This window comes from Halobacillus rhizosphaerae (genome assembly GCF_046719735.1).
GTDB classification, from domain to species: Bacteria; Bacillota; Bacilli; order Bacillales; family Halobacillaceae; genus Halobacillus_B; species Halobacillus_B rhizosphaerae.
Window position 1 is genome coordinate 579,627 of record NZ_JAUTWQ010000001.1, and the last position, 25,420, is coordinate 605,046.

Annotated in this window: 24 protein-coding genes; 15 read left to right on the forward strand and 9 right to left on the reverse strand. The window is 38.9% G+C overall.

The window, feature by feature from the left end:
* The first annotated feature begins 207 nt into the window (after positions 1–207).
* From Q7A53_RS03035 to Q7A53_RS03045, 3 genes are all read left to right on the forward strand, one after another.
* Positions 208–1,338, forward strand: a complete 1,131-nt coding sequence (locus Q7A53_RS03035) for a YibE/F family protein (protein ID WP_411787628.1) — start codon at positions 208–210, stop codon at positions 1,336–1,338.
* On the forward strand, positions 1,335–2,120 hold the full coding sequence (locus Q7A53_RS03040; RefSeq protein WP_411787629.1) for a YibE/F family protein: 786 nt from the start codon (positions 1,335–1,337) through the stop codon (positions 2,118–2,120). The genes Q7A53_RS03035 and Q7A53_RS03040 overlap by 4 nt, the downstream gene beginning before the upstream one ends.
* Before the next feature lie 350 nt (positions 2,121–2,470).
* Positions 2,471–4,402 carry a fructose-1,6-bisphosphatase gene (locus Q7A53_RS03045; protein ID WP_411787630.1) on the forward strand — a complete coding sequence of 644 codons (1,932 nt, stop codon included), beginning with the start codon at positions 2,471–2,473 and terminating at the stop codon, positions 4,400–4,402.
* A 115-nt stretch (positions 4,403–4,517) separates the two neighbouring features.
* Here Q7A53_RS03045 and Q7A53_RS03050 read toward each other — a convergent pair whose 3' ends face one another.
* The gene (locus tag Q7A53_RS03050; RefSeq protein ID WP_411787631.1) at positions 4,518–5,411 is read right to left on the reverse strand and encodes an AraC family transcriptional regulator; all 894 of its coding nucleotides are present in this window, start codon (positions 5,409–5,411) and stop codon (positions 4,518–4,520) included.
* A gap of 171 nt (positions 5,412–5,582) precedes the next feature.
* On the opposite strand from Q7A53_RS03050, the gene Q7A53_RS03055 reads away from it, so the two are divergent.
* Positions 5,583–6,146 (forward strand): GNAT family N-acetyltransferase, encoded by a 564-nt coding sequence (locus Q7A53_RS03055; protein WP_411787854.1) that lies wholly within the window; start codon positions 5,583–5,585, stop codon positions 6,144–6,146.
* Between the two features lie 148 nt (positions 6,147–6,294).
* Complete coding sequence (locus Q7A53_RS03060; protein ID WP_411787632.1) at positions 6,295–6,468, forward strand: hypothetical protein; 174 nt, start codon at positions 6,295–6,297, stop codon at positions 6,466–6,468.
* Positions 6,469–6,674: 206 nt separating this feature from the next.
* On the opposite strand, the gene Q7A53_RS03065 is transcribed toward Q7A53_RS03060, so the two are convergent.
* Positions 6,675–7,229 (reverse strand): hypothetical protein, encoded by a 555-nt coding sequence (locus tag Q7A53_RS03065; RefSeq protein WP_411787633.1) that lies wholly within the window; start codon positions 7,227–7,229, stop codon positions 6,675–6,677.
* A gap of 130 nt (positions 7,230–7,359) precedes the next feature.
* Between Q7A53_RS03065 and Q7A53_RS03070 the strand changes: the two genes are divergently transcribed.
* The 5 genes from Q7A53_RS03070 (at position 7,360) to Q7A53_RS03090 (ending at position 10,614) form a co-directional block, all read left to right on the forward strand.
* Positions 7,360–8,127 (forward strand): SDR family NAD(P)-dependent oxidoreductase, encoded by a 768-nt coding sequence (locus Q7A53_RS03070; protein WP_411787634.1) that lies wholly within the window; start codon positions 7,360–7,362, stop codon positions 8,125–8,127.
* 108 nt (positions 8,128–8,235) lie between these two features.
* The gene (locus tag Q7A53_RS03075) at positions 8,236–9,321 is read left to right on the forward strand and encodes a type III polyketide synthase (protein WP_411787635.1); all 1,086 of its coding nucleotides are present in this window, start codon (positions 8,236–8,238) and stop codon (positions 9,319–9,321) included.
* Positions 9,321–9,824 carry an isoprenylcysteine carboxyl methyltransferase family protein gene (locus Q7A53_RS03080; RefSeq protein ID WP_411787636.1) on the forward strand — a complete coding sequence of 168 codons (504 nt, stop codon included), beginning with the start codon at positions 9,321–9,323 and terminating at the stop codon, positions 9,822–9,824. The genes Q7A53_RS03075 and Q7A53_RS03080 overlap by 1 nt, the downstream gene beginning before the upstream one ends.
* A 94-nt stretch (positions 9,825–9,918) precedes the next feature.
* The gene (locus tag Q7A53_RS03085; protein ID WP_411787637.1) at positions 9,919–10,092 is read left to right on the forward strand and encodes a hypothetical protein; all 174 of its coding nucleotides are present in this window, start codon (positions 9,919–9,921) and stop codon (positions 10,090–10,092) included.
* 189 nt (positions 10,093–10,281) lie between these two features.
* Entirely contained in the window at positions 10,282–10,614 is a 333-nt protein-coding gene (locus tag Q7A53_RS03090; RefSeq protein WP_411787638.1) for a DUF6123 family protein, read from the forward strand.
* On the opposite strand, the gene Q7A53_RS03095 is transcribed toward Q7A53_RS03090, so the two are convergent.
* The 3 genes from Q7A53_RS03095 to Q7A53_RS03105 form a co-directional block, all read right to left on the reverse strand.
* A complete protein-coding gene (locus tag Q7A53_RS03095) occupies positions 10,611–11,003 on the reverse strand; it encodes a ribonuclease HI family protein (RefSeq protein WP_411787639.1) in 393 nt (130 codons plus the stop codon). The two genes, Q7A53_RS03090 and Q7A53_RS03095, sit on opposite strands and share 4 nt — an antisense overlap.
* Before the next feature lie 16 nt (positions 11,004–11,019).
* Positions 11,020–11,700, reverse strand: a complete 681-nt coding sequence (locus Q7A53_RS03100) for a queuosine precursor transporter (RefSeq protein WP_411787640.1) — start codon at positions 11,698–11,700, stop codon at positions 11,020–11,022.
* Between the two features lie 134 nt (positions 11,701–11,834).
* Entirely contained in the window at positions 11,835–12,035 is a 201-nt protein-coding gene (locus tag Q7A53_RS03105; protein WP_411787641.1) for a cold-shock protein, read from the reverse strand.
* A 365-nt stretch (positions 12,036–12,400) separates the two neighbouring features.
* Here Q7A53_RS03105 and Q7A53_RS03110 point away from each other — a divergent pair, with 365 nt between their 5' ends.
* Entirely contained in the window at positions 12,401–13,336 is a 936-nt protein-coding gene (locus Q7A53_RS03110; RefSeq protein WP_411787855.1) for an MBL fold metallo-hydrolase, read from the forward strand.
* A 142-nt stretch (positions 13,337–13,478) separates the two neighbouring features.
* Here the strand turns inward: Q7A53_RS03110 and Q7A53_RS03115 are convergent, their stop codons facing one another.
* Positions 13,479–15,311 carry a cation:proton antiporter domain-containing protein gene (locus Q7A53_RS03115; RefSeq protein ID WP_411787642.1) on the reverse strand — a complete coding sequence of 611 codons (1,833 nt, stop codon included), beginning with the start codon at positions 15,309–15,311 and terminating at the stop codon, positions 13,479–13,481.
* Between the two features lie 165 nt (positions 15,312–15,476).
* On the opposite strand from Q7A53_RS03115, the gene Q7A53_RS03120 reads away from it, so the two are divergent.
* On the forward strand, positions 15,477–16,745 hold the full coding sequence (locus Q7A53_RS03120; protein WP_411787643.1) for a S41 family peptidase: 1,269 nt from the start codon (positions 15,477–15,479) through the stop codon (positions 16,743–16,745).
* A gap of 132 nt (positions 16,746–16,877) precedes the next feature.
* Here Q7A53_RS03120 and ppc read toward each other — a convergent pair whose 3' ends face one another.
* Complete coding sequence (gene ppc, locus Q7A53_RS03125) at positions 16,878–19,637, reverse strand: phosphoenolpyruvate carboxylase (RefSeq protein ID WP_411787644.1); 2,760 nt, start codon at positions 19,635–19,637, stop codon at positions 16,878–16,880.
* A gap of 335 nt (positions 19,638–19,972) precedes the next feature.
* On the opposite strand from ppc, the gene Q7A53_RS03130 reads away from it, so the two are divergent.
* Positions 19,973–20,596 carry a YpjP family protein gene (locus Q7A53_RS03130; protein WP_411787645.1) on the forward strand — a complete coding sequence of 208 codons (624 nt, stop codon included), beginning with the start codon at positions 19,973–19,975 and terminating at the stop codon, positions 20,594–20,596.
* A gap of 139 nt (positions 20,597–20,735) precedes the next feature.
* Positions 20,736–21,788: a dipeptidase gene (locus Q7A53_RS03135; RefSeq protein ID WP_411787646.1), complete on the forward strand. Its 1,053-nt coding sequence runs from the start codon at positions 20,736–20,738 to the stop codon at positions 21,786–21,788.
* A 142-nt stretch (positions 21,789–21,930) separates the two neighbouring features.
* Here the strand turns inward: Q7A53_RS03135 and Q7A53_RS03140 are convergent, their stop codons facing one another.
* Together Q7A53_RS03140 and Q7A53_RS03145 are read right to left on the reverse strand one after the other, a co-directional pair.
* A complete protein-coding gene (locus tag Q7A53_RS03140; protein WP_411787647.1) occupies positions 21,931–24,579 on the reverse strand; it encodes an MMPL family transporter in 2,649 nt (882 codons plus the stop codon).
* On the reverse strand, positions 24,576–25,028 hold the full coding sequence (locus Q7A53_RS03145) for a MarR family winged helix-turn-helix transcriptional regulator (protein ID WP_411787648.1): 453 nt from the start codon (positions 25,026–25,028) through the stop codon (positions 24,576–24,578). The genes Q7A53_RS03140 and Q7A53_RS03145 overlap by 4 nt, the downstream gene beginning before the upstream one ends.
* 252 nt (positions 25,029–25,280) lie before the next feature.
* Here Q7A53_RS03145 and Q7A53_RS03150 point away from each other — a divergent pair, with 252 nt between their 5' ends.
* The gene (locus tag Q7A53_RS03150; protein WP_411787649.1) at positions 25,281–25,409 is read left to right on the forward strand and encodes a YpzI family protein; all 129 of its coding nucleotides are present in this window, start codon (positions 25,281–25,283) and stop codon (positions 25,407–25,409) included.
* The last annotated feature ends 11 nt before the right edge of the window (positions 25,410–25,420 follow it).

Genomic DNA, 25,420 nt, shown 5'->3' on the forward strand with positions numbered 1-25,420 from the left:
ATCCAGGGTGATCATTAACAGTTGTGTGCAGCTTTGACGGTCAAAAGTATATCTGCTATGATTAGCCCCATTGTTTCAGCCAATTTAAGTTGATTGATAAAACATTGAGTTCTTTAGCCTCTCGTGAACTCTTTTTTATTTGCTCGACCTACTTCTACATTTGAAAATCATCTAGAAAGCAGACTGGAGGCTGTTGGTGGAGTGTTATTGCTCGAAATTTTAAAAAAACTGAAGACGAAACATATTATTTTATACCTTATTATAGCGCTGTGTTTTGCTGCCTCTGTTGTATTTGTTAACCATAATGAGTCTTTTTACAAAAGGACCGTAGCAAAGGTAACTAGTATTCAACAACAGGGTGAAAAGAAAGTTACCGATGTCCACAACAATAAGGATCGACTGTTCACGCAAAACATCACCGCTGAAATAAGAAATGGAAAAGATAAAGAGAAAAATATTCACTTAACGAATACGTATTCCACAACGGGTGCTTATGATCAAGATTACCATGTAGGAAATGAATTGTTTGTTACTGTAAATAAAAGCGAAAATCAAAAAGGAACATTGACCGGTACGATCAAGGATGTAAAGCGTGATAAGTATGTGCTGCTTGTAGGATGGTGTTTTATTCTTATCTTACTTATTGTAGGAAAAAGGCGGGGTTTTTTCTCATTAATTAGTTTGTCAGTGAATGCCGCGCTTATGTCTTACGCATTGGATCTCTATCTCAATCATGCAAATGTGAGTTTGTTATGGATATGCAGTCTTTTAGTTCTACTGTTTACAACGATCTCGTTGTTACTCCTTAACGGGTTTAACGGAATGACCTATGCAGCCATTACAGCGACATTGGTGGGGATTTTTCTTTCGCTGCTTATTACCTATCTGGCAATCAAATTTACTGGTGGCAGCGGTCTTCGGTATGAAGAGATGCAATTTCTGACCAGACCTTACGAGATTGTGTTTATGGCCGGGTTGTTTGTAGGATCTTTGGGTGCAGTGATGGACGTATCGATTACTATTGCATCTTCGATTTTCGGGTTAGTTGAAAAGAATCCTAACATTAGTCTGAAAGCCCTGAAAACGTCTGGAATGGATATTGGTAAAGATGTTATGGGCACGTTGACCAATATTTTATTTTTTGTTTATGCTAGTGGCTCCATTCCCGCTATGATTTTGTACTTGAAGAATGCCTCTTCTCTAGGGTTTACACTTTCAATGAATCTTTCGCTGGAAGTGGCACGAGCTTTGGCCGGGGGGATTGGGATTGTGTTAACGATTCCTATAGCTGTTTATACTTCCGTATTTTTCATTAATCGAAAGAGGAAAAGAATATGAATGTACTAATGATCTTGTCCGTGATTTTATTTATTTTGATGGTTAGTATCGGTGGAAATAAAGGAGTACTATCGTTTATTTCCTTATTTTTTAATTTTGGCGTGCTCATGATTACTATTATTTTAATGCTGGATCCTGATAGGAATCCTATTTTTCTAACTATGATTGCATGCACAGTGATTAGCTGTATTAATCTGTTTTTTATCAATGAAATAAACAGGAAGACGATAACGGCATTCATTTCTACTATGATAACGATTGTAATCCTGCTTTTGTTTATAGATCTCGTAACTAGAGTATCGATGATTCAAGGGTTTAGTGAAGAGCAGTCGGAGGAACTTGCCCCCTACTCTCTTTATATTGGTGTCAATTTTATCAAGGTTGGAGCATCCGTCATTATCATGAGTACAATCGGTGCAATTACCGAAGTGGCTATGTCTATTACTTCCTCTATGAGTGAAACTTTGAATCACCACCCATCTATTAATCATAGAGACCTCTTTCTTTCTGGTATGAGAATTGGGAAAGATATTTTGGGAACGGATACGAATACGTTGTTTTTTGCTTTCTTTGGCGGCTATATGGCTTTGCTTATATGGTTTAAGGATTTAGACTATTCGCTTGGGGAAATTGTGAATTCCAAAATATTCAGCAGTGAAATGATTACCATCTTTTCAGCAGGAATTGGAATTGCTCTGATCATTCCGATTACATCGTGGATTCACTCCTTGGTTTCTTTAAAATTAATTGCCAGGAACAGAAGAGTGATGAATGAAGATTAGCATGGTATAAATCCCTACAATCGGCTGGATGCCTAATGGTTCCTTTACAGATCCATTAGGCATGTGTAAGAAAGTGACACAGCAAAGTGGGGGAACTGTAAAGAACTACGATCCAGTACGTTCTAGACAAGAGTACGGATTGTGGAAAACAATAAAAAAATATTTTTGTTCAGAGAAGGAAGGCGTCTTTTAAACTTAAAAATATGTTACGATCAAAGAGAATACTAGGATTTAATAGGGTTTTATGGTTCTATTCGGTAAAGTGAAACGGTGTTTCTTCTTGGCATTTTAAGTCATTCTAATGCATTTTCTTATTATCAGCCTATCATTTTGAAAGGAGTTACATAATTTTGAACACTAAATACTTAGATTTACTTGCCCAAGAATATAATAGTGAAGAAAAAGTTGTTACTGAAATTATCAATCTTAAAGCTATTCTAAATCTGCCAAAAGGAACAGAACACTTTGTCAGTGATTTACATGGGGAGTACCAAGCCTTTCAACATGTGTTAAGAAATGGGTCTGGGAAAGTGAAGGAGAAAATATCGGATCTGTTTAACGATGTTTTAACCGAAAAAGAAATCGATGAATTCGCCACATTGGTCTACTATCCAGAAGAGAAAATTAAAATGATGAAGAATTCCTTTGATAGTGATCAAAAATTAACCGAGTGGTACAGTCAGCTAATTAAGCGCATGATTAAACTTATTTCTTACGCATCCTCTAAATATACACGATCAAAATTGCGAAAAGCATTACCTGACCAATTTGAGTATGTGGTAGAAGAGCTCCTCTATAAAACGGAGGATTTTATAAATAAAGAACTATACTATTCTAAAATACTTCAGCAGATTATCTCCCTGGGCCAAGCCGATAAACTTATCATTGGTCTCGCCTATACTACTCAGAGATTGGTAGTGGATCACCTGCATGTAGTAGGGGATATTTATGATCGAGGACCTGAGCCGGATAAAATTATGGAAACGCTCATTAATTATCATTCGGTTGACGTTCAATGGGGGAATCATGATGCCCTTTGGATCGGCGCCTTCGCAGGTTCAAAGGTTTGTCTCGCAAATATTATTCGAATTTGTGCCCGCTACAATAATTTGGAAATCATTGAGGATGTATATGGAATAAACCTAAGACCCCTTCTCAATCTGGCAGAGAAATACTATGAAGATAATTCTGCGTTCAGACCTAAGGTAGATTCAGACGAAAAACAAACGAATCTTGAAAAATCACAAATTACTAAAATACATCAGGCCATTGCCATGATTCAGTTCAAGTTAGAAAGCCCGATTATTAAGAGACGTTCTTACTTTAATATGTCGGATCGTTTATTGTTAGAGAAAATTGATTTTGAAGCCAATGAAATTACGATTCACGGTACGAAGTATCCATTAGAAAATACTTGTTTTAGCACGATCAATCCTGAATCCCCCGCTCAACTCTTAGAGGAAGAAGAGCAAGTAATGGACAAGCTGCTATTTTCCGTTCAGCATTCTGAAAAATTATCCAGACACATGAACTTTCTAATGAAGAAAGGCAGTCTGTATTTGAAATATAATGGGAACCTGTTAATCCACGGATGTATTCCTTTAGATCAAGAAGGAAATATGGAAAAAATGAGAATTGACAACCGTACCTATGCAGGACGCGACTTACTGGATATTTTCGAATATTATTTACGATATGCTTTTGCTCATCCTGAAGAGACAGATGACCTGGCAACCGATATGGTTTGGTACTTATGGACAGGAGAATACTCTTCGCTGTTTGGTAAACGAGAAATGACGACGTTTGAAAGATATTTCATAAAAGACAAACAAGTCCATAAAGAGAAGAAAAATCCTTACTATCATTTACGGGAACAGGAGGAAATCTGCAGTAAGATCTTAACTGACTTTAATCTGAATCCAGAGCAAGGACACATTATCAACGGCCACACACCAGTGAAAGAAATTGATGGAGAAAATCCGATTAAGGCGAATGGGAAGATGATCGTCATAGATGGAGGTTTTTCAAAAGCATATCAATCTACTACAGGAATTGCCGGATATACGTTATTATATAATTCTTATGGTATGCAGCTCGTCGCTCATAAACACTTCCATTCAAAAAAAGATGTTCTAATGAATGGGACTGACGTTTTATCAGTAAAACGTTTAGTAGATGAAGAATTAGAGAGAAAAAAGGTTCTGGAAACGAACGTGGGAGAAGAATTGCTTCAGGAAGTCTATATATTAAATAATTTATTGGAATATCGGTATATGAAATAAGGTTCTTATTCAATGGATTTAAATTTCGCAGAGGCGAAATGTTTTCAATGATCAAGGCGCAATTCTAGAAATAGAATTGCGCCTTTTAAGTATTTCAGGATGAAACACATTTTTGTTATTTTTTAACCAATCTTTTCTTAATGGGAATGTAGATGTCCATCTGTTTATTTAAGTGTCCATAACATCTTTGGTCGTACAGCTCGAAATCCAGGGTACCCCTATGTTCATAATTTGACTCTGGAAACCATTCGCTAAAGATGTAATTCCATGTAGACTGAATGGTTGAGGGAAAAGACTCATTATCTGATTGTGGAGTAGTGAACACAACGTATTCCAATTGAGGAAAGCTTCTGTATACCAACCCGTCTGGAGCGTCCGTACCTTCCTTTACTTCCATCCCAATGATATAAACAAACTCACCTGTTTCTGGAGAGAAATCGGTACAGATACCAAGTTCTTCATCATTATTCAGGGGATGGGGTATATTGAAACCCAATCGATTTTGTATATATTGCTGCCAAAATTGAGGGATATCATTATTATTCTGTCCCTCCATATTCTTCGTTTTCAGTTCATAACCAATGATGTGAAACGCGGGTTTCGTCAAGAATTTCGGTTCCATCTTTTGCCCTCCTGATAAGTGTCTTGTAGAAAGGCAGGCTTTGCTGCGAAAAGGACCCCTTAATTGCTCTGCATTGCGATATTGCTTAGGAGAAACGCCATAAATCTTCTTAAAAGATCGATGAAAAGATTCTTGATATTGAAAGCCAGCATCTAATGCAATAGTAATAATTTTGTCATCTGTGTAAAATAGTCGTTCCGCTGCCTTTGTCATTCTCCTCTTCCTTACATAATCCATTACAGGTACCCCAACCATGGCTTGAAAAAGCCGATGAAAATGAAAAGGAGAAAAATGCGCAATTTCAGCTAAGTTTTCAAGTGTGAGCTTTTCATGCAAATTTTCTTCAATGTAATCGATAGTTCTTTGAATGCATTCCAAATAATTCAATGATCCATCACGTGCCTTGCATTTAGATTAACAGGAATTTACATTAATTTCTTAACAATTTTTGCTATCTTAATTATAATTAAATGTAATGTAAGCACCAAAATTATAAGGGTACTTCACCGTCACTTATGCATTGGTGAGATCAGTTTATGTGAAAGGGGATCTTAAATGATGAATCCATTATTATTAGATGTTCCGAATCAATTAGAGACGGAGAGACTTATCCTTCGGGCACCCGAAATTGCTGGAGATGGAGTTATTGTAAATCAGGCAATAAAAGATTCTCTAGCAGAATTAAGAGCCTGGCTCCCTTTTGCCCAAGAACTTCCTTCACCTGAGGAGACAGAAATTAATTTAAGAAATGCTCATATTCATTTTTTGAAAAGAGAGAGCTTTCGTTTTTTGATTTTCCATAAAGATACTAGTGATTTTATTGGGGCATGCAGTCTGCAAAGTATTAACTGGAATATTCCTAAATGTGAAATTGGATATTGGATTAATACAAGGTTCAGCGGCAATGGATATATGGCAGAAGCAGTACAGGCATTAACAGACTTGGGGATTAATCATATGACCTTTAAAAGAATAGAAATAAGGTGTGAATCGACAAACGTTAAAAGCCGATCCTTAGCGAAGAAACTCGGGTATACGCTGGAAGGTATCTTAAGGAATGAAGATCTTTCAGCGGATGGAATGAGACTAACCGATACTTGTTATTATTCCATATGTTCATAGACAGCGGGAGAAGTGCTTAACGTAAATGTTTTTAGAACGGTAAGAAAGGATATATGAATTCTGAAGGAAAAAATTGGGGAAGTACGCAATAATATTGGTATTTCTTCTATAGAGTCAATGACTCATCAAGTTTAAAGGGGAAATTTACTTGGCTATAAATCAGAAAATCATATTGGGCTTATTTATAGGAATTATGTTTTTTATTGGGGTTTTTGTAGGTAATCTTCTCTTTAACAATGGCATTATAAGCGTGATTGCAGGATTTGTCTTTGGATTACTTGCCCGGATTGTTGGTCAAGCCGTTTTAAAAAACTCCACCTGACTTACTTAATTACCGTCCTTAAGAAGATTCCTGTCTGTAAAAAAGTCCTTACATTCATGAAATCGTAATTCTAAAAGAATACATTTACTAAAAATAATCGTTGATTAAGAGGAGCACTCCTGAACCTGGAAGGGAAAAGCCTGTTAGTAAAAGTATCTCTATTAATAAAAAAACCAGCTCCAAGAAGAGCTGGTTTTCTTATTTTATTAGGAAAATTCTTTCATCATATCCGGAGCATTTAATCCGACATCTTCATAAATTTTGCCAAGTGTGTCATTAAAATTGGTAAATTTCTCTTCTGCTGAAGACAAGTCTGCTTTAGCTGCATCTTTATCAAGTGCATCTGAGACATCTTGGTAGTATCCTTGAAGAGAGGACAATGCATCCTTATACTGAGATTTCACATCATCGGAAAGATCCGCTTGAATTTCATAATTAGAGGCTTTATCTGCTGCTTCTTTTGCTGCAGTCTGAGCTTCTTTTCCAGCTGCTTTAATTTTCTCTTGATCTGGTTCTTCTGCTGATACTTCAGTTTGGTAAGCAGTAATCTTTTCTTGATACGGCTTGAAGACGTCTTTCATATTCATTTGTTCGTCTAAGACAGCCATTTTCATGGATTGCTTATCACTAGTTTGGTCAGAACTTTCTTCTGATTGATTGTCATCAGAACTTCCATTACTGTTTTCATCGCTTGAATTACTGCTGCAGCCTGCTGCTACAAGAGCAGAAGCCAAACCTAAAGCGAGTAGCCACTTTCTCATATTGCATAACCCCCATTTTCTAAATGTCATTTACAGTGTAAGGGTAACTTTTTTAAATGTAAAGAATTAGCAAAAATGTTATAATATACTGAAAATTTAATCAATTTTTGTCGAATTAGGAGGAATGATGATGTATTTACCTAGCTTTTCACTAGAAAACAAACTAGCAGTCGTTACAGGCGGCACAAAGGGGATTGGGAAAGCAATTGCGATGTCTTTCGCCGAATCTGGTGCACATGTCGTTATTATTGCAAGAAATGAGAAAGACCTGGAGTCAACACAGCAAGAAATCCGTCAGCTTGGAAGAGAATCATACACGATTTGCCGCGACGTTAATGAATATAAAGAAATCATAAAGGATGTTGAAGAATTAAGAGGAAATCAATCCATAGATATATGGGTTAATAATGCTGGAATAAATATTCGTAGTGAAGCGGAGTCTGTAAGTGAAGAGGAATGGGATCAAATAGTTTCTACTAATATGAAAAGTGCGTTCTTTTTATCGCAATATGCAGGCAAGGTAATGAAGAAACAGGGAGAAGGTAAAATCATTAACATTTCTTCAGTAGGCGGCCACATTGCGTTAAGAACAGGGGTGGTGTATGCCATGACAAAGAGTGCCCTCATTCAAATGACTAAGAACCTTGCTCTGGAATGGGGGAAATATAATATTAACGTAAATGCTATTGGTCCTTGGTATTTTCCTACAGCATTAACTGAAGCTTTACTTGAAGACGAAGAATACGTACAGGCCATCCTTGACCGCACCCCGTTAAACAGAATTGGTAAGTTAGAGGAACTGGCTGGTGCGGCCGTCTTTCTGGCTTCTCCAGCAGGAAACTATATGACTGGTCAAACCCTGCTAGTGGATGGCGGGATGTCTATTTATGGTTTTTGAAAAGCATGTATATGTTAGCTGGAATTGTACCTGTTCCTTCATGTAAAGTACTCTTATTTTTTCATATTTAGTTAAATGCTGTGAATACTATGCGAAAGGAGGCATTGTATGCCATATATACTTTCCAGTGGTATTCAGACAGCAGAATTTTGTTATACCCAGCAAGAGCTTCAATCATTTGTAGAACAGATATTTCCAATGACCAGTCATGAGAAGCAAAGGTTAATGCCTATTTTTGAAAACACCTGCATCGATAAACGTCAGCTGGCTATTGACCTTTCGTGGTTTAAAAATTCACATAGTTTTCCAGAGCGAAATGATCTATTTCAAAATAAAGCTATTCAGTATTCCAAACAAGCTATCTCAAACTGTTTATCACATGAAGAGTTTTTAACAGATAGCGTGTCACCAGCAGACATTGATCATATTCTGTTCATTTCCTCTACCGGGATAGCTACACCGACATTAGACGCTTATATCATCAATGACTTGAAGTTCAAGGAATCAATTAAGCGCTCTCCGATATTCGGATTAGGCTGCGCTGGAGGTACAAGCGGAGTTGCAAGGGGGCTGGAATGGCTGAAAGGGCATCCAGACAAGAATGTGCTAGTTGTTTGTCTTGAATTATGCAGTTTAACCTTTCAGCTAAATGATCGCAGCTTAAGTAATTTTGTCGGTACTGCTCTATTTGGGGACGGGGCTTCTGCTGTACTTATTGCTGGAGATGAATCGCTTTTATTAAGTAAGCGTAGAAGCTCTATAGCAAGAGTAGATTACTCCAGCTCACGAATCAAAAGGGATAGTAGTACAGTGATGGGATGGCGGGTGGTAGAAACGGGCTTTGAGGTGATCTTCAAGAAAAGCATTCCAAGGCTTGTTAAAGAATTCTGGAGCGCTCATGCTAAGTCAGTATTAGAAGAAAGAGGGTGGGACATTAGTGAACTTCCGTTTCTGATTGCACATCCAGGAGGAAGAAAAGTGATAGAAGCGTACGAAGAGACAATGAAGCTTGATAGTACTGTGCTTGCGCATACCAAAAAAATACTTAGAGAACACGGGAATATGTCTTCACCAACGGTTCATTATGTTCTCCATGAAGCCATGCTGGCCCGGCCAGATGCTGGAACTAAATCCTTAATGACTTCACTGGGACCAGGGTTCAGTTCGGAAATAGTCAGTATGGAGTGGAGCTAATGGAAAGAATCTTAGTCGTTTTATATTTACTTATTATTATCCAACGATTAGGTGAACTCTGGCTGGCGAAATCAAATTTCAACTGGATGATGTCCAAAGGTGGAAAGGAAACAGGGGAAGAACATTATTTCCTGTTTATCGTGCTGCACAGTTTATTTTTCATCTCTCTAGCGGTGGAATTTTTCTTTTCTACACGCCAGTTTACCAGTCTTTTTGTTCCTTTTTTTATAATGTTTCTCATTCTTCAAGTACTTCGAGTGTGGTGTATAACTTCGTTGGGGAGACGATGGAATACTAGAATTATTGTCCTCCCAAGTGAGAAACCTGTTTCCAAGGGACCTTACAGGCTCATTAAACACCCAAATTACCTGATTGTTTTCTTGGAACTGGTCGTTATTCCAATCATGTTTCAGGCATACATGACGGCCGTCATTTTTCCGGTATTTCATTTAGCTTTAATGACCATCCGGATTCCAGCAGAAAACCAGGCACTTAGAGAATAAATGTCTAAAAATTCAGAGTTGCAACAAATAGCGGGCTTTGCTATACTTCTAATTAGAAATGAAAATCATTATCATTTAGAAGAGGGTGCATAAAATGATTATTCTAATTATGATGATCGTCGTTATTTATAGTAGTTTGACGGTATGGACGCTCGCTAAACTTGGATCGATACCAGCGAAATATGTGCTGGAAGTCTTTAAAATTCAACAAATCAAGACACAAAGCCAGCAGAAAAAAAACTATGAGCAAACATTTTCAGCCGAGTGAGACTCACTTGGCTTTTTCTTTTTGTTATAATAGGGTAACAGTAAAGTAGGTTCAAGAAAGTCTGTTCTTCCTTAGTTAAATACATCCTCCACCGTAATGCCTCTCAGATTTTTCCGTTTAATAATTTAAACTGGTCCTTGTACGTGACCTTTGACAACAAAAAGAGAGTTCGATCTTAAGGAGCAAATAATGAAATCTAACAAACCATTAGCATTTTTCTTAGAAGATTTGTGGACAAGAGGGTTCAAGCTCTCTGATGAGAATGTGCGGTTCATTTATTTTGGGAAGAATTCAGCAAATGCTTCCGAATGGAAAGCCATTATTGCCGTGAGGACTACTTTAAAATACCAGCATGAATTTGATCCAAGCTTCTTTATCAGTGTGCTGGAGCACATTGCTAAACCTGAAATCTGTACAAGAAAACAAGTTTACGAGGCGTTGGAAGCACGGGGGCTTGCCGGTGGATCCCGCCGATTAATCTGGAAAGAAACCACTAAGCCCAGGCATAAACGCCTGGGTTAGTGATTTTCTTTTAATGCAGCACGGGCAATCCGGTCTGCATTTTTGTTGTGTTTTTCAGGGATCCATTTAATAAATACATAAGGAAATGATTGCTTAAGCTCCTGTATCTTTGAAAGCAAAGGGAGATACTTTACATTTTTAGTGAATTCTTTCTCAATCGTATCCACGACAACTCTTGAATCTGATCGTATGGAGATGATTTCTCCTGGGAAATCTCGTTTGCATATTTCCAGACCGTGAATGACTGCCCAGAACTCTGCTTCATGATTAGATAAATCACCCAGATAAAAGCGATGTTCCCAATGATTATTTCCTAGTTTTATATATACTCCTGCTGCGCTAGGCCCAGGGTTTCCGCTTGCAGCCCCGTCAGTATAAACCTCAATCATACAGATACCTCACTTCCTAAATATCTTTGTGCTTAAAAGCTTTTGCTGCATATAAGAAAGGGGTATCAATTGCAGCAACAATGAACTTGATAAAGTAAGTCGTCAGAAATATTTCTATCCATACTTGAAGGGAATATAATCCATAAAATGCGATTCCACAGAAAATAGCCGTATCTAACAATTGACTAATCATTGTACTTCCGTTATTTCTTATCCAAAGTGTACGATCAGATGTAAAGATTTGTTTCAATTTGGAGTAAAGCCATACATCGAAATATTGACTAACAATATATGCGCATAAACTACCGATGGCAATTTGGGGAACAAGTCCAAATAGTGTTTGCATGGCTGATTGAGCCACATCATTCTCTCCAGGAGTAAATTGGATAGCCATCTGCATCATAATCGTTATAATAATCAGGGTGGAAAAACCCATCCAAACGGCTTTCCTTGCTTCGGACTTCCCATGGTTTTCATTTAAAATATCCGTAGCTAGAAAAGCTGTACCATAAATGATGTTGCCGAGGGTGGCATTCAGACCGAATAGCTCCACAGTTTTGACGACTTGAATATTGGCAATGACAGTCGACATCCCAATCCATACAAATAAGCCTGGCTTCCCAAATATACGGTACACCACTAGCAACAGCCCGAAATTTACCAGGGCAAACAGGATCCACATCCATTCATTGCTCATTATTCATCCTCCTTAGTTTTGATAAAGCGGGAGGTTTCGAACCGCTTCAGACAGCTTTCAATTATACGAGGGATATTGTTTATAATCAACTAAAAAACGACCACCCTCATCAGGGTGGTCGTTTAATTCATGATCTATTCTTTCACCACATTCGCAGCTTGCGGACCGCGGTCGCCTTCTACAATTTCGAATGTTACGGCTTGTCCTTCTTCTAAAGATTTAAAGCCTTCTTCTTCAATGGCAGAGAAGTGAACGAATACGTCGTTTCCACCTTCAACTTGAATAAATCCGTAACCTTTTTCTGCATTAAACCATTTTACTGTACCGTTTTCCATGATTAAAAAATCCTCCTAAAGTCTTGCACGTAAAACGTGGAAATTGCAAATGGACGCAAGGAGTTAGGACATGAAAAAATCCCCACTAGAGGCAGGAATATAAATTCCAAAGCACTTCTATGGGAACTACCTGTCATTTATGATTCCGTACGTCTTATTTGCTTATTAACAATATATCGCATCTGAAATTCACCGTCAAGAAGTAACCTAATTATTCATAATATTCCGGTAGTTTAGAAGGATAAATGATTGAATCACAGGTCTTCACGATTGTTTGTGAGTTATTGAAAGGGTTTTCTCATTACAAAATTGCTAAATTTTAGTAATATTAAGTTATAAATATGGAAGGAGCGGTCAGTGTGAAAATGAAACCAGAGCCCCTTGATAATCGAATTTATTTAATAGACGGATTCGATCTAGGATTAGCGAGGAGAACAGGCACATATGTCCTGGAAGAAGAACATCTAACTTTAATTGAAACAGGTCCGAGTCCGTCCATACCGCATGTCCTGGAAGGGTTGAAACAATTGAACATCCGTGCGGAAGATATCAGGTACATCATCGTCACACACATTCATCTGGACCACGCAGGAGGGGCAGGACTATTACTAAGAGAATGTCCCAATGCTGAAATTATTGTTCATCCTAAAGGGAAGCGCCATCTTCATGACCCTTCCCGCTTAATCGCTGGAGCGAAAGCTGTTTACAGTGAACAGTTTGAGAAGCTGTTTGACCCGATCGTTCCAATTCCTGAACACAGAATAGTCATTAAACAAGACGGCGAAACCTTAAAAATAGGAAATGATCGCACTTTAGTCTTTTATGATACGCCGGGACATGCCAATCATCATCTTGCTATATATGATTCACTTAGTAATGGACTATTTACCGGGGATACGGCAGGTATTCGCTACCATCAAACCCTCGATCACGGATTTACCTTTTACTTACCAACGACTTCCCCTAATCAGTTTAATCCTCAGGCAATGAAGACATCGATACAAAGGTTTAGGGAAACGAAGGCTGATGTTATATATTTCGGTCATTACGGGGTATCAGAGTCGCCTGCAGCAGCATTTGATGAAGTAGAGTCATGGCTCCCCGTTTTTATAGAAGCGGGGGAGATCGCCATGAAGGAAGGGGAGGGAAGGAGAGGAATTGAACGCAGACTCTATGACCTCGTTTCTGCTCATTTATTGACCAAAGGTATCCAAGCAGACCACAAAGTATTTGAAATCCTGCGCCTCGATCTTTCCGTATGTGCGATGGGAATCGCTGACTATTTGAATAGAAGAGATTAGCGGTGGAATCTGCCTGTAATAGGAAGGTAAGATATTACCCTCAACCCCCGAACTTTTTGAATGAACAGAGCCGGGGGTTGAGGAGTTATTTGCAATGAATTAAATGTGCTGCTTAGGCCATCTGTTTCGCAGCAACGGATATCTAATGAATATACTTTTGATAGGAAAGTTCTCTTCGTATTCGTCTAAGCTCTTCACTTTTACCGCTGACTAGTATCTTATCACCGCGTTGTAAACTTGTGTGACCGTGCGGTATGATGACTTCTCCATGACGGTAAATATGAAGAATAAGCGACTCTCCTAAAAACGGAAGTCTCGTAATCGGCGTCTGATCGTAATTAGAGTGACTGACAAAAATTTCTTTAATTGTTTTATTGTGCTGAGTGATCAACTGTACGAGTCCTGGATTATCAATCAGGGCTTTTAACAATGTTCTAGTAGAAGAAAGGGTCGAATAAACCGTGATATCATCATCTGTTAAATTCTTTTGCAGCGATTGATCTTCCACTTTAATAACGATCGTTTTCAATCCTAGCCGCTTAGCATACTTACCTAATTGGATGTTAATTTCATCATCGCTCGTAGCAAACACAATCTTATCGGATTCAAACGCTCCTTTTTCTTCTAATAAGGAAACAGACAATTCCTCAACTAAAATTAACGGATAAGGGTGAACCATTTTATGCTCGATTTCCTGTTTAGCACTATAAACCCGAACCACGGAGTTTTCTTCCATTAAATCTCTTGCTACAAATAAAGTAGTCGGATTTGCTCCTACGATGGAAATATGTGTCTGTTCAGGCTGTGCCGTCGGGAATAGCCTGGAAAAAATGATCGGTGAAATTAAACAAGTGAGGATAGATACTAGTATGATAGCACCATGAAGGACATCACCAATAACGCCAAGATCTAATGCGATCGCTGCAGCAGCAATTACCAAGCTTAATTTCGAGGTAGTCAGCACCCCGATGCTCAATACTTCCTTCCATGAGTACCATTTCTTTAAAATCATCGCCGGAATAATTTTAGCAATATACATAAATAGAAGGAGGAGCGGCATCAGCAGAAGGATTTTACGATCAACAAACAACTCCCAAATATTAAGATTTACACCGACAGTAACAAAGAAGATAGGGATTAAGAAGCCAAATCCAAAGGAGTCCAGTTGATGGATAAAATCGTCCTTCGGTGAAAGTAAGGAAATAATTACACCTGCTAGAAAAGCACCGAGAATGTTTTCAGCCCCAATGACCTCTGATAATGCTACAAACAAAAGAATCAGGGCAAAGACACCCCGGGTTCCTAATTGAGTTGTTCCTCTTAGGAGGCTGTCAAATAAGGGAATGCTAAAGAACCTTTTAATTACTCGATAAGCAAGGAAAAAGGCAAGAAATAGGACTAACAGAAGGAGAACACGCAGTCCCTCCTCGTCTCTGAACATGGCATATACAGTCAGCAGGATCATAGTAGTAAAATCTGCAATCATTGTTACAAGAAGAATAATCTGACCTAGAATTCCATCGGTCATTTTTCTTTCTTTCAATACAGGTACGACGATACCTAAGGAAATCGTTGAAATGATTAGTGTCATTAAGAACGGGTCTTTAATGAGCTTTAGAAAGACGAGTAAGTAAGACAATCCAAACGAAATAACCATAATGGTTAAAAAGATAAGTAAAGCAGCCCAGACTGGATTGGGAGAGTTCTGTTGTTTTTTACGTTTTCTTTCGAATATACTAAAGTCGATTTCTAAACCGCTGATAAACATGAGGAAGATGAAACCTAGTAGAGATAATAATTCTAAGGTGGGATCTTCAGAGATAAGGTTAAATCCACTTTGTCCGATTAACAGACCGGCAATAATTTCTGCAATAACAACTGGGATGAACCTTAAATGTAATCGTTGAAGAATGATCGGAATGAAAAATGCGATACCTACGACTATCATTAGGGATGTTAAAGAATGATGTTCCAAGTAAACACCTCTTACTATTCATTAATTAGGATAAGAATAACGGATTCAAGAAGGGAATACAATCATTGTTACTTTTCTTGCCAGGAAAATATTACGATGAAGTTGAAACTTTCTGTCAATTAAAATCGTAGTATAGTCCAGACTGGAAAAAGAAAGGCGGATTGGATGAACTATCAACAAATTTTCGCTGACATAGTGAGTATCATTCAATATGATTATGCGGGTAGTTATGATAAACAAGGGTGGGACGACCCCGATACATACAAGGATGAGATTATTACTTTATCTAAAAAAGGGACCCTTAACCCACGGGTGTTTGCAGAAGTTGTTCAAGACTATTTATTAGACTTAAAAGATCCTCATGTCGCCTTTAGAATTCGTGAGCCTCAGTCACTGGCCAGCTCTGAGGAAACCGGTTTTAAGGTAAGAAGAGTACACGATAAGCTGTACATCACTGAAGTGTCTAAGGACTCTGGAGTTGACCGTGGACAAGTTATAACTTCTTTAGACGGAATAAGTATTCTTGATCTGGCAGAAAAGCACCGCAGGCAGCTAATGGAAAACACGGCAGAAAGAGAAAAATGGAATAAAATTCTGCCGCTGTATTCTAAAGCCCAGGTAACTGACTCGTTTGGAAGAACGGATTGGATTTCGATAAAAACGTATTCTGCTTCTACGCCTGAATCAGAATATTCCTTGAAGAAACTAGACGGAGCCTGGCTGTTAAAGATGACGGACTTTATGGATCCTGATAAAATAGCTAACTTGGTTCAGGAAAATAAAGAGCATTTACAAGCGATGGACAAGCTGATTATTGATGTTCGTATCAACAATGGTGGAGTAGATTCTGCTTATTTCCCTCTGCTTCCTTATCTATTTAAAGAACCTATCGTTGATCTTTCTGAGGAGGAAGGCCGTAGTTTGACTAACTGTACCAGCCGAAATGTACGCCTGCGAGAAAGTATGTTAAGGAATATTGCAGATAAATCAGAAGATGAGACTACTAAATTCATGGTGAATATAATCGTCACTGAATTAATTAAACAGAAAGGAGAAGGGTTTGTAGAGCTCGATTTAAGTGAGCTCGATAGCAGTTTTACAATAGAAAGCAAACCTGGCCCTGACCAAATAATTGTACTCTCTGATGTATATTGTGGAAGCTCAGGTGACTCTTTTGTCGAGACGTGTAAGAAATCAGCTAAAGTCACAGTGATCGGCAGAGCCACAGCAGGTTTAAATGACTATACAAATGTAGCGATTCAAAGCTGGGACAAATTTGAACTTATTTATCCGACTTCACGATCCGCTCAGTTGGATCGCGGGAAAGGGATGGTCAGTAAAGGGATCGAACCAGATGTTTATATTCCTTGGTCTCCCGCACATTTGGAGGAAGACGCAGACTTAGAAGCCGCCTTGCGAATGCTTACTGATTAAATTACGTACAGTAGGTGAATGAATAGAAAAGATCAGGAAGAAACGTTCCATTCATGTAACAATAAATACTAAAACCCGAACCAAAGCTGAACAATGGTTCGGGTTTTTTAGTGATAGTATTCTTTCATAAATTCAACCGGTATTTCTCAAACCTGCAGCAATACCGCTTATTGTGAGCAATACCTCCGTATGCAATTCGTCATCTTCTAATTCTGAGTTTCGGAGTTCTTTGATCAATTCAACTTGCAGGAAGTTCAAAGGGTCAACATAAGGGTTACGAAGACGAACTGACTCCTGTATCGTTGCTTGTTGATCCAGCAATTCCTCATCTCCAGTAATTTTCAGAAGAATTTCTTTTGTTTCATCATACTCAGTAACGATGGTCTTAAAGATTCTCTCTCCCAGCTTCTGATCATTTACAAGCGCAATATATTGTTTCGCTGTTTGAATATCAGCCTTCGTAAGAGCCATTTGTAAATTGTCGATCGTAGACCTGAAGAATGGCCAGTTATTATACATTTGCTGTAAAAGAGCAAGGTGTTCTTCATTTTCTCCTGCGTAGCTTGCTAAACCTGTACCAGCAGCATACCAGGCTGGAAGCAGATGACGGCTCTGCGTCCAGGCAAATACCCATGGAATTGCCCGCAGGTTCTCAAATTTGGAGCTGTCTTTCCGTTTCATTGGACGGGAACCAATATTCAATTCGCTCAGTTCTTGGAGCGGAGTGGCTTCGTTGAAATAGGTGAGGAAGTCCTCGTCTCCAAATACTAACGATTGATATTTTTTCAGGGAGATGTCCGAGATATCTTCCATTGCTTGTTCCCATTGCTCTTCGCGATGGTGAGACTGCTCAGACTCCTGAGATAAATTAGCTGCGCCTTCCACCAGGGTGGAGGCAGCCTGCTCAAGACTTCTATATGCAATATCTCTAAGCAGGTAACGAGAAGATAGCACTTCGCCTTGTTCGGTAATTTTAACTCCTTCTCCCAAAGTTTCAGCTGGCTGAGACAATAAGCTTCTGTTTAGGGGTCCGCCGCCTCTTCCAAGTGAGCCTCCGCGACCATGGAAGAATTTTAATTTAACTTGATATTCTTTAGCCATTTCATGTATTTCCTGTTGAGCTTTATATAATCTCCAGTTTGCTGTCAACGTACCGCCATCTTTACTGCCATCAGAATAACCCAGCATGATTTCCTGATGGTTATTTCTTTCATGTAGGTGTTTACTATAAACGCCCATGTCAAAAACGGTTTTTAATATTTCTGGACCTGCAACCAAATCGTCTACTGTTTCGAGAAGTGGAGCTACATTCAGATGACTTTCAACTTTTCCATCTGCGTGCAGACGATAAATACCTGCCTCTTTTGCGAGCACTAGTACTTCTAATAAATCACTGGCAGCTTCAGTCATACTTATCAAATATACTTCGATCGAACGCTCTCCGAACTCATTATGTGCTTGCTTAATCATTTGAAAGACTTTCAGCATTTCTTGTGTAGCTTCAGAGTAATCTTCATTCAATAAGGTGATCGGCCGAGGGTCTTTTAAGACACTTTCCAACACGTTGATTTTCTTTTCTTCAGAAAGAGAAGAATAGTTTTCTGATATGTTAACTTTATTTAAGATTTCATCTATGGCCGCTTCATGTTCACCGCTGTGATTTCGAATATCAAGAGTTGCCAGGTGAAAGCCGAAAAGCTCGACTTGCCTAATTAATTTTCTCAGCATTTTCAACTCATGCTTATTGGGCTGATGGGTTTTGACACTGGTTTGAATTTGGCGAAGATCACTCAATAATTCATCTGCAGATTGGTAGCCATTTTCTTCGTTTCCTACTTGGCGAAGGCGTTCAAGAATAATAGCAAATTTGCGCCGGTAGATTTCGTTATCCACTCGCCACTTTTTATTTTCGGAAAGATTTTGTTCTTCCTTTTCAACGGCATGGATAAAGTCTTCTTTAATGCTGACCCGATTAGTAGAATGGCTGAACCGTTTCATCAGTTCAACAAGAACTTCTTCGTATTTTTTTAATACAAGTTCACGTTGTTTATTAAGGGTTTCCCAAGTGGTTTCAGGGGTTACATTAGGGTTTCCATCGCGGTCTCCGCCAATCCATGAACCAAATTTTAAGAAATTAGGAACAGTCCATTCTTCATTGGGGTAAGCCTCTTCAAGCTGAAGTTCCAATTCCTGGTGGATATCAGGAAGAACATCGAATAGTGTTTGATCAAAGTAATAAAGTCCGTTTCTTACTTCATCCATCACGGTTGGCTTACGATGTCTTAATTCATCAGTCTGCCAGAGAACGGTTACTTCATTAAATAAGCTTTCCTTTAGACTCTCCCGCTCACTTTTCGTCATTTGCGGTTGATCCAGCTGCTTCAATAGATTGGCTATTCTTTTTTGAATCTCGAGCACGGTTCGTTTGGTAGCTTCAGTTGGGTGGGCCGTGATAATGAGTTCAAGTGATAATTGATGAAGGACATCTTGAATAACTTCTTTAGAAAAATCATTGTTCTTTAATGACAAAACCGCACTTTCTAAAGAAAAAGGCTGGGCCCCGTGATCTTCTCGAAGTTGATATTCGCGACGGCGGCGAATTCTGTGGTTTTGCTCGGCTATGTTAACGAGGTGAAAATAAATAGAAAATGCGCGGATTACTTGAGAGCGCATGGGTGGCTGGAGGTTGTTAATCTCATCCTTTAGGTTTTGGTAGAGTCCAGCATCAGGGTTTTTACGTAAATTTTTGGTTAGTGTTCTGATCGTTTCTACCTTATCCAGTAGTTCTTCTCCTCCGTGATGAACGAGAATATCTCCAAGAATGTTTCCAAGAGCATTCACGTCGCGGCGGAGAGGAGTGGTATGGTCACTGTTTGTAGTTTGAATTGGCACACTCTCACCTTCCTATTATAAACTTTTATTTGACGGGCTTTTAATAGACCTCATCATGTTTAAATAATGTTATCAGAATTATTTGTATAGTCAAATGATTCGCTGAAAATTGTTCGATTTAACCCATGTTTTCACGAAAAAAAATTTCTGGAATTGTTTTCAATGAGTGAAACTTTTTTATAGGTTATTTCGTAAATTAAGCAGTCCGTAAACTAGATGCCTTTAAAGTTTTAGCGGAGTTGTATGAATATTTGTTTAAATGTAATCGGTTTTATAGACTTTTTAGAACAAAATGGTAGAATTTAAAGAGAGTAAAGATTGAAGGAGTTTATCTTATGAAAATATGGATAAGAAAAGTCTTTGTTGTTCTGGTTGCTATCATGACCTTAGGAATTTATATTCCGACTAGTTACATAGACACAGAAACAGCTAAGAATAGTGAAGTCTCACCTAAAGAGAATCTGGAAAAGGAAATCTTCTCTTTCTCGGAGAGTCAAGATTCTAATAACCGCGATGATTCGAATTCAAAGAATTCCTTAGATTCTTCTCTAACCAACGAAGAATATATTCACTTAATTACTGCAGAGGCAAGGGAACAAACCGTATCTAAATTAGGTCCTAAAATCATGAATCAAGTGGAAGACGAAATGTTAACTACAGTACTGCCTGGAATGGAAAGTGTGATCGCTGAACTTTTCCATCAGCAAGAAGACGAAACAGTCCCCAATTATGAGATAGCTGAACAACCTTCAGCAGGGTATGGGGAGAAAATATTTAACCTTTATGACCACAACAAAAAAATAGAAGTAGCTCGATTCCATGTAAGAAGGGACAAGCGTCCGGGAGAAGGGTACTGGTTCAATTTTCATTATCACTTAAATGAAGATGGGTTTGAGGCACATCACACCATCGGGGACGTTTATTGGTCGAAAAATACTCCACCCAAATGGATGGCTTAATGAACTTATTCAAAGAGACCGTTAATAGAAGCGGTCTTTTTGTTTTTAGGGGATAGGTAACTGAAGAAAGTATAGTCACTGATGGATTCTAACTGTGAAAAGTTGGGGATTGAGAAGGAAATAGGGAGGATGTTTAAAGATGGGGAATATCATAATTGATGGACATAATGATACATTGTTAAAACTTATACAGCAGGAACAACCGGTCGAAGAAGCTTTTTTACAGGGAAGTTCCTCTATGCACCTTGATTTACCCCGCGCTCTGCAGCACCAATTAAAGGCAGGCTTTTTCGCTGTTTTTTCGCCACCTGCAAAGAAAATGAAAAAGCCCGAAGACTTTATGACTAACTCTGGGTATAAAATGCCGCTTCCTGAAGCAGAAACGTATGAATACTCTCACCGTATCACCAATCAAATGATCGCAAATTTATTCCGTCTTGAGCGCCAGTCAAAGGGCAAGTTTAAAGTCGTGAGATCCGTAGAGGAACTGAGGAAAAACATGAAGCAGCCATCACTTTCTGCTATTCTTCACATGGAAGGAGCGGAAGCAATTGATAAAGATTTGAATGCGTTACACGTTTATCATCAAGCAGGGCTACGTTCTTTAGGCTTAGTATGGAGCAGAGGGAATATTTTCGCTGAAGGTGTGCCTTATATCTATCCTTCCTCTCCCGATACGGGACCAGGATTAACAGAGCTTGGAAAGAAATTGGTACGCGAGTGCAACACCTTAGGTATCATGCTTGACCAGTCCCATATGAATGAGAGGGGATTCTGGGATACTGCGAAGTTAACTAATGCGCCGTTGGTAGCTACCCACTCAAATGCCCATGCACTTTGTCCAATTTCCCGTAACCTTACGGATAAACAATTAGATGCAATAGCTGAATCGAATGGAGTAGCAGGAGTAACTTATAGTATCAACATGCTTCAAGGCGATGCGAAAATTCCTGCAGAAACGCCTATCGAAGAAATTGTGAAACATATTCAATATATTGCAGACCGGATTGGTGTTGAGCACGTAGCATTAGGCTCAGATTTTGACGGGACAACCGTTCCAGCAGAACTGAAAGATATTTCAGGAGTCGACAAGTTAACCAGCCAGCTTAAGGCTAGTGGTTTTGATGAGGAATCCCTGCGAAAAATCACACACGGAAACTGGCTGCGAGTACTAGAAGAGACATGGAAATAAATGGGGGCAGCTCCTTTCCCAAGCTGATAAAGAATAGTAACAAAACAAAAAAGGTTCCGACCCTCTGTTATGAGGGTCGGAACCTTTTTTTGTTATTTTGACGGGTTGGAACCCAGTCTATTTTTGATTGAATACTTGAAGTTTATTGTGAGCTATTTGATTTGAATGGCCACCATGCCCCTTTTCCAAAAGAGACGGTAATTGCCGGAATAAGCAGAGGCAGTATGATCAAGCCATAAAAGAGTAACCCGGTAATAACTATCGTGGCTATTTGAATTAAACTTAATACCCCTGAAGGCATCATAGCTCCGAATGTCCCAGCTAGGATGATGGCAGCTGTCATAACTACGGTGCCCATTTTAGCCATTGAAGTAAGCATAGCTTCTTTAAAATCTACTTTGGCCTCTTCATTAAAACGATCTAGTAGGAAGATGGAATAATCTACACCAAGAGCAATCAGCATAACAAATCCAAAGAAAGGGACGGCCCAAGTGATCCCATCATACCCGAGGATATTTACAAAGATTAATTCAGCTATAGATATCGAAGTATAATAAGTTAACAGTAAGGAACCAATCATATAGACCGGCATGATTATGGACCGGAATAAGATGGTTAGTACGATAAATAAACCAATGATCATAATCGTAACCGTTCGATTGAAGTCGCTCTTAGAGATATTGGATAGATCCTCATTTGTACTAGAAATACCACTGTAGGCTACTGTCATCCCTTCGAGCGGTGTACCTTTTAATTGCTGTTCTACGGTGTTTTTAATATCTTTTGTTGTATCTATGGCTTCTTTAGAATAAGGATCATTCTTCAATACGACTTCCAGCTTTAACCCTTTTTGTTCATCGAATGAATAACGATCAATGGAGGATTGGAAATCTTTATCTTTCAGTGTTCCTTCAGGGATATAAACTCCAGTATCATGCAGTGGATCCGATTTTCCCATAGCTGATAAGACATCTGCTGCATCACTTAAACCATTTTGAATTTGATCGAGTCCATCTTTTGAAGAACCAACTCCTTCAGCCAATTGGGATAGCCCGTTTTTTAAATCACTCGTTTGACTCGCTTGATTTTGGAGTTGAGAAGATGCCCCGGAGAGCGACTGCTGAATTTGCCCCAGCTGCTGTTGGACTTGGTTAAGACCGGCGGCAGCTTGAGCAGTATTCTGTGTCTGCTGCAGTTCTTGATTAATATTTCCCAGCTGTTGATTCACTTGTCCGATAGCAGAGGCAGCGTCGGATAACCCCCCCGTACTCGATCCTGATGGAATGGAAGAGGAGATATTGGTTAATTGACTTTGAATATCTGCCAACCCCTGCTTCGTTTGTTTAATCCCGTCTCTGGATTTTTTTAGACCATCGGCAACTTGTTTCAGCTGGTTATTAGCATACAAATCATTAATCACTTCTCCAGTAGGGCGGGTAATTGACCGAACCGAATCCACTTGGTCATTTTTCTCAATTTCCGAGCTGAGCACTTCTACATAAGGAAGGACTTTTTCTGTGACAATATCTTTCTTATCTTTAAGAATAATTGTAAGGGGCAGTGATTCTCCCTTTCCGAAACCATTTTCTATGGCATGGAGGCCCTTTACAGAGTCGTATCCATCTCCAATCTCATTAACAGTATTAAAAGAAAGCTTGCCATTATACGTTAATAGAAATGGAACCGTAATGGCTGCAACAACCAGCATGGACCATACAGGTCTTAAAACGGAGAACCGGCCGAGACCTCGCCAGATCTTACTGTCTCTATGCGTTGCGGACCGTTTAGAAGGAAAGAATAGTTTTCCTTTAAGCACCGCCATAAAAAAGGGCACGATCGTGTATAAAACCAGTAATAATACCGCAATTCCCACGGCCACTCCCACTGCAGATTTAAATATGCGGAAATCTGCAAACCCTATAGAAAGAAAACCGACAAAAACAGCTATTCCGCTGATAAGTAGTGTGCGTCCGGCTGTTTTATAGGTGTTTATAATGGCTTCCTCTGTAGAGTGGCCTTGAGTTAATTCCTCTTTATACCGGCTGAGCAAGAGAATACAGTAATCTGTTCCTATTCCAAATAAAACAGCAACTAGAAATATTTGGGTGTAATTGGATACTGGAAAGTCAAACCATTTAATAAAGAAGGAAACAAGTGATTGACTTAATAAGTAAGTGATTCCGACTGCAACTAACGGTATGAAGGGAGTAATAATGGAACGAAAGACAGCGAGTAACAGAACAAAGATTAATACGATCGTAATGATTTCCGTTCTTTCTAATCCTTTTTGACTGCTTTCATTTACATCTTGATTAATGATGGACTGTCCTGTTATATACGCATGCAGGTCATCAGGTAAAATGTTACTGTCTATACGATCTGCTAGTGCATTGATCTCTTCGTCAGTTCCATCGACAGTAACAGGGACCAGGATGGTTTTCTTATCTTCTGATACAAGCTGATCTTCTGTTTCTTTAGACTGGAAGGGGTTAATAACGTCTTTAAGTGGAGCTTTCATTTTCTCCAGTTTGGTGACAACCTGCTTTATTTTTTCTTTCGATTGGTCATCAACAGTCTGATCAAGATCAAATACCAAAGAGATGGTTTCATCACTCGCACCTGCATTATTCAATATGTCTGCTGCTTTTTGCGAATCTGCATCATCGGGCAGTTGTAAGTTCCCCGCATCTTCCGCCTGTTTAGTAAGATTCGGAGAGATGAACATTAATCCCACGGTTAAAACCAGCAGGAGTAGTGCAACGATCCATTTATATTTTAAGATATATCTCATTGGCTATCTTCCTCCACTTTCAAAATCGATTTAAGTTTAATAAAAATGCGAATGAATTCCTCAATTTCTTCATCTTCCAGTTGATCGGAAAGCAGGGACTCAATATGGCGGGAAATGACTTGGTTGGAAGTTTGTATAATTTTTATACCTTTATCCGTTAGATGAATAGTTTTCCCGCGCTGGTCTTTTTCCGAACCGTGAATGACTACGATTTCCTGCTGAGCTAATTTTTTAACTCGGTTTGAGACGGCACTTTTGTGAACCCCTTGTAAAGCAGCTAATCTTCCTGGTGATACTCCTTCAGTCTTGGATAAAATCTGCATCATGTGCAGCTGTTCTGGTGAATAGTCATGAAAGACTTCATGATCGATCGATTTTATGACACGTTCTGTACCATAAATCATAATGTCCTTAAATAATTCGATTGCTGTGTCTAATTGTTTTCCCAAAAAATCCACCCCTCAATAGTTTATACCCTAAACAAATATAGTTTAACCTCTAAACTGACTAAGATCAAGTAAAGGAGGAGCAGGGGAAGCAATATTCAAGGAATTCTTCCTACAGTGTGCCTTCAGAGGGATGAATGTCAGTTAATTCGCTTACGGTTTCTCTTGCTTAATGATGCATAGGGAGAATTCCCTTATTCCTTTGTATGAGAGATGCTGCCTTTATTCATACTAACAAGGAGAGGAGGACTAACTATGGGAAAAGATAGACAAATAAAAAAGTTAAAGCAATCGAAACGAGTGGAGTCTGACAGAGATCAGAGCCTTCATTATCCTGGTGCCACGAAATTAGAAGGCCCGGAGGAAGCTAGAAAGCGCAAATAATTAACGATGGG

Bases quoted from the DNA above. Each gene is read 5' to 3' on its own strand.
- Q7A53_RS03130 (WP_411787645.1), top strand. From the start codon at position 19,973: ATGAAAATATGGATAAGAAAAGTCTTTGTTGTTCTGGTTGCTATCATG.
- Q7A53_RS03085 (WP_411787637.1), top strand. From the start codon at position 9,919: ATGATTATTCTAATTATGATGATCGTCGTTATTTATAGTAGTTTGACG.
- Q7A53_RS03075 (WP_411787635.1), top strand. From the start codon at position 8,236: ATGCCATATATACTTTCCAGTGGTATTCAGACAGCAGAATTTTGTTAT.
- Q7A53_RS03135 (WP_411787646.1), top strand. From the start codon at position 20,736: ATGGGGAATATCATAATTGATGGACATAATGATACATTGTTAAAACTT.
- Q7A53_RS03110 (WP_411787855.1), top strand. From the start codon at position 12,401: ATGAAACCAGAGCCCCTTGATAATCGAATTTATTTAATAGACGGATTC.
- Q7A53_RS03065 (WP_411787633.1), bottom strand. From the start codon at position 7,229: ATGAGAAAGTGGCTACTCGCTTTAGGTTTGGCTTCTGCTCTTGTAGCA.
- Q7A53_RS03055 (WP_411787854.1), top strand. From the start codon at position 5,583: ATGAATCCATTATTATTAGATGTTCCGAATCAATTAGAGACGGAGAGA.
- Q7A53_RS03095 (WP_411787639.1), bottom strand. From the start codon at position 11,003: ATGATTGAGGTTTATACTGACGGGGCTGCAAGCGGAAACCCTGGGCCT.
- Q7A53_RS03100 (WP_411787640.1), bottom strand. From the start codon at position 11,700: ATGAGCAATGAATGGATGTGGATCCTGTTTGCCCTGGTAAATTTCGGG.
- Q7A53_RS03140 (WP_411787647.1), bottom strand. From the start codon at position 24,579: ATGAGATATATCTTAAAATATAAATGGATCGTTGCACTACTCCTGCTG.
- Q7A53_RS03070 (WP_411787634.1), top strand. From the start codon at position 7,360: ATGTATTTACCTAGCTTTTCACTAGAAAACAAACTAGCAGTCGTTACA.
- Q7A53_RS03150 (WP_411787649.1), top strand. From the start codon at position 25,281: ATGGGAAAAGATAGACAAATAAAAAAGTTAAAGCAATCGAAACGAGTG.
- Q7A53_RS03105 (WP_411787641.1), bottom strand. From the start codon at position 12,035: ATGGAAAACGGTACAGTAAAATGGTTTAATGCAGAAAAAGGTTACGGA.
- Q7A53_RS03090 (WP_411787638.1), top strand. From the start codon at position 10,282: ATGAAATCTAACAAACCATTAGCATTTTTCTTAGAAGATTTGTGGACA.
- Q7A53_RS03040 (WP_411787629.1), top strand. From the start codon at position 1,335: ATGAATGTACTAATGATCTTGTCCGTGATTTTATTTATTTTGATGGTT.
- Q7A53_RS03080 (WP_411787636.1), top strand. From the start codon at position 9,321: ATGGAAAGAATCTTAGTCGTTTTATATTTACTTATTATTATCCAACGA.
- Q7A53_RS03120 (WP_411787643.1), top strand. From the start codon at position 15,477: ATGAACTATCAACAAATTTTCGCTGACATAGTGAGTATCATTCAATAT.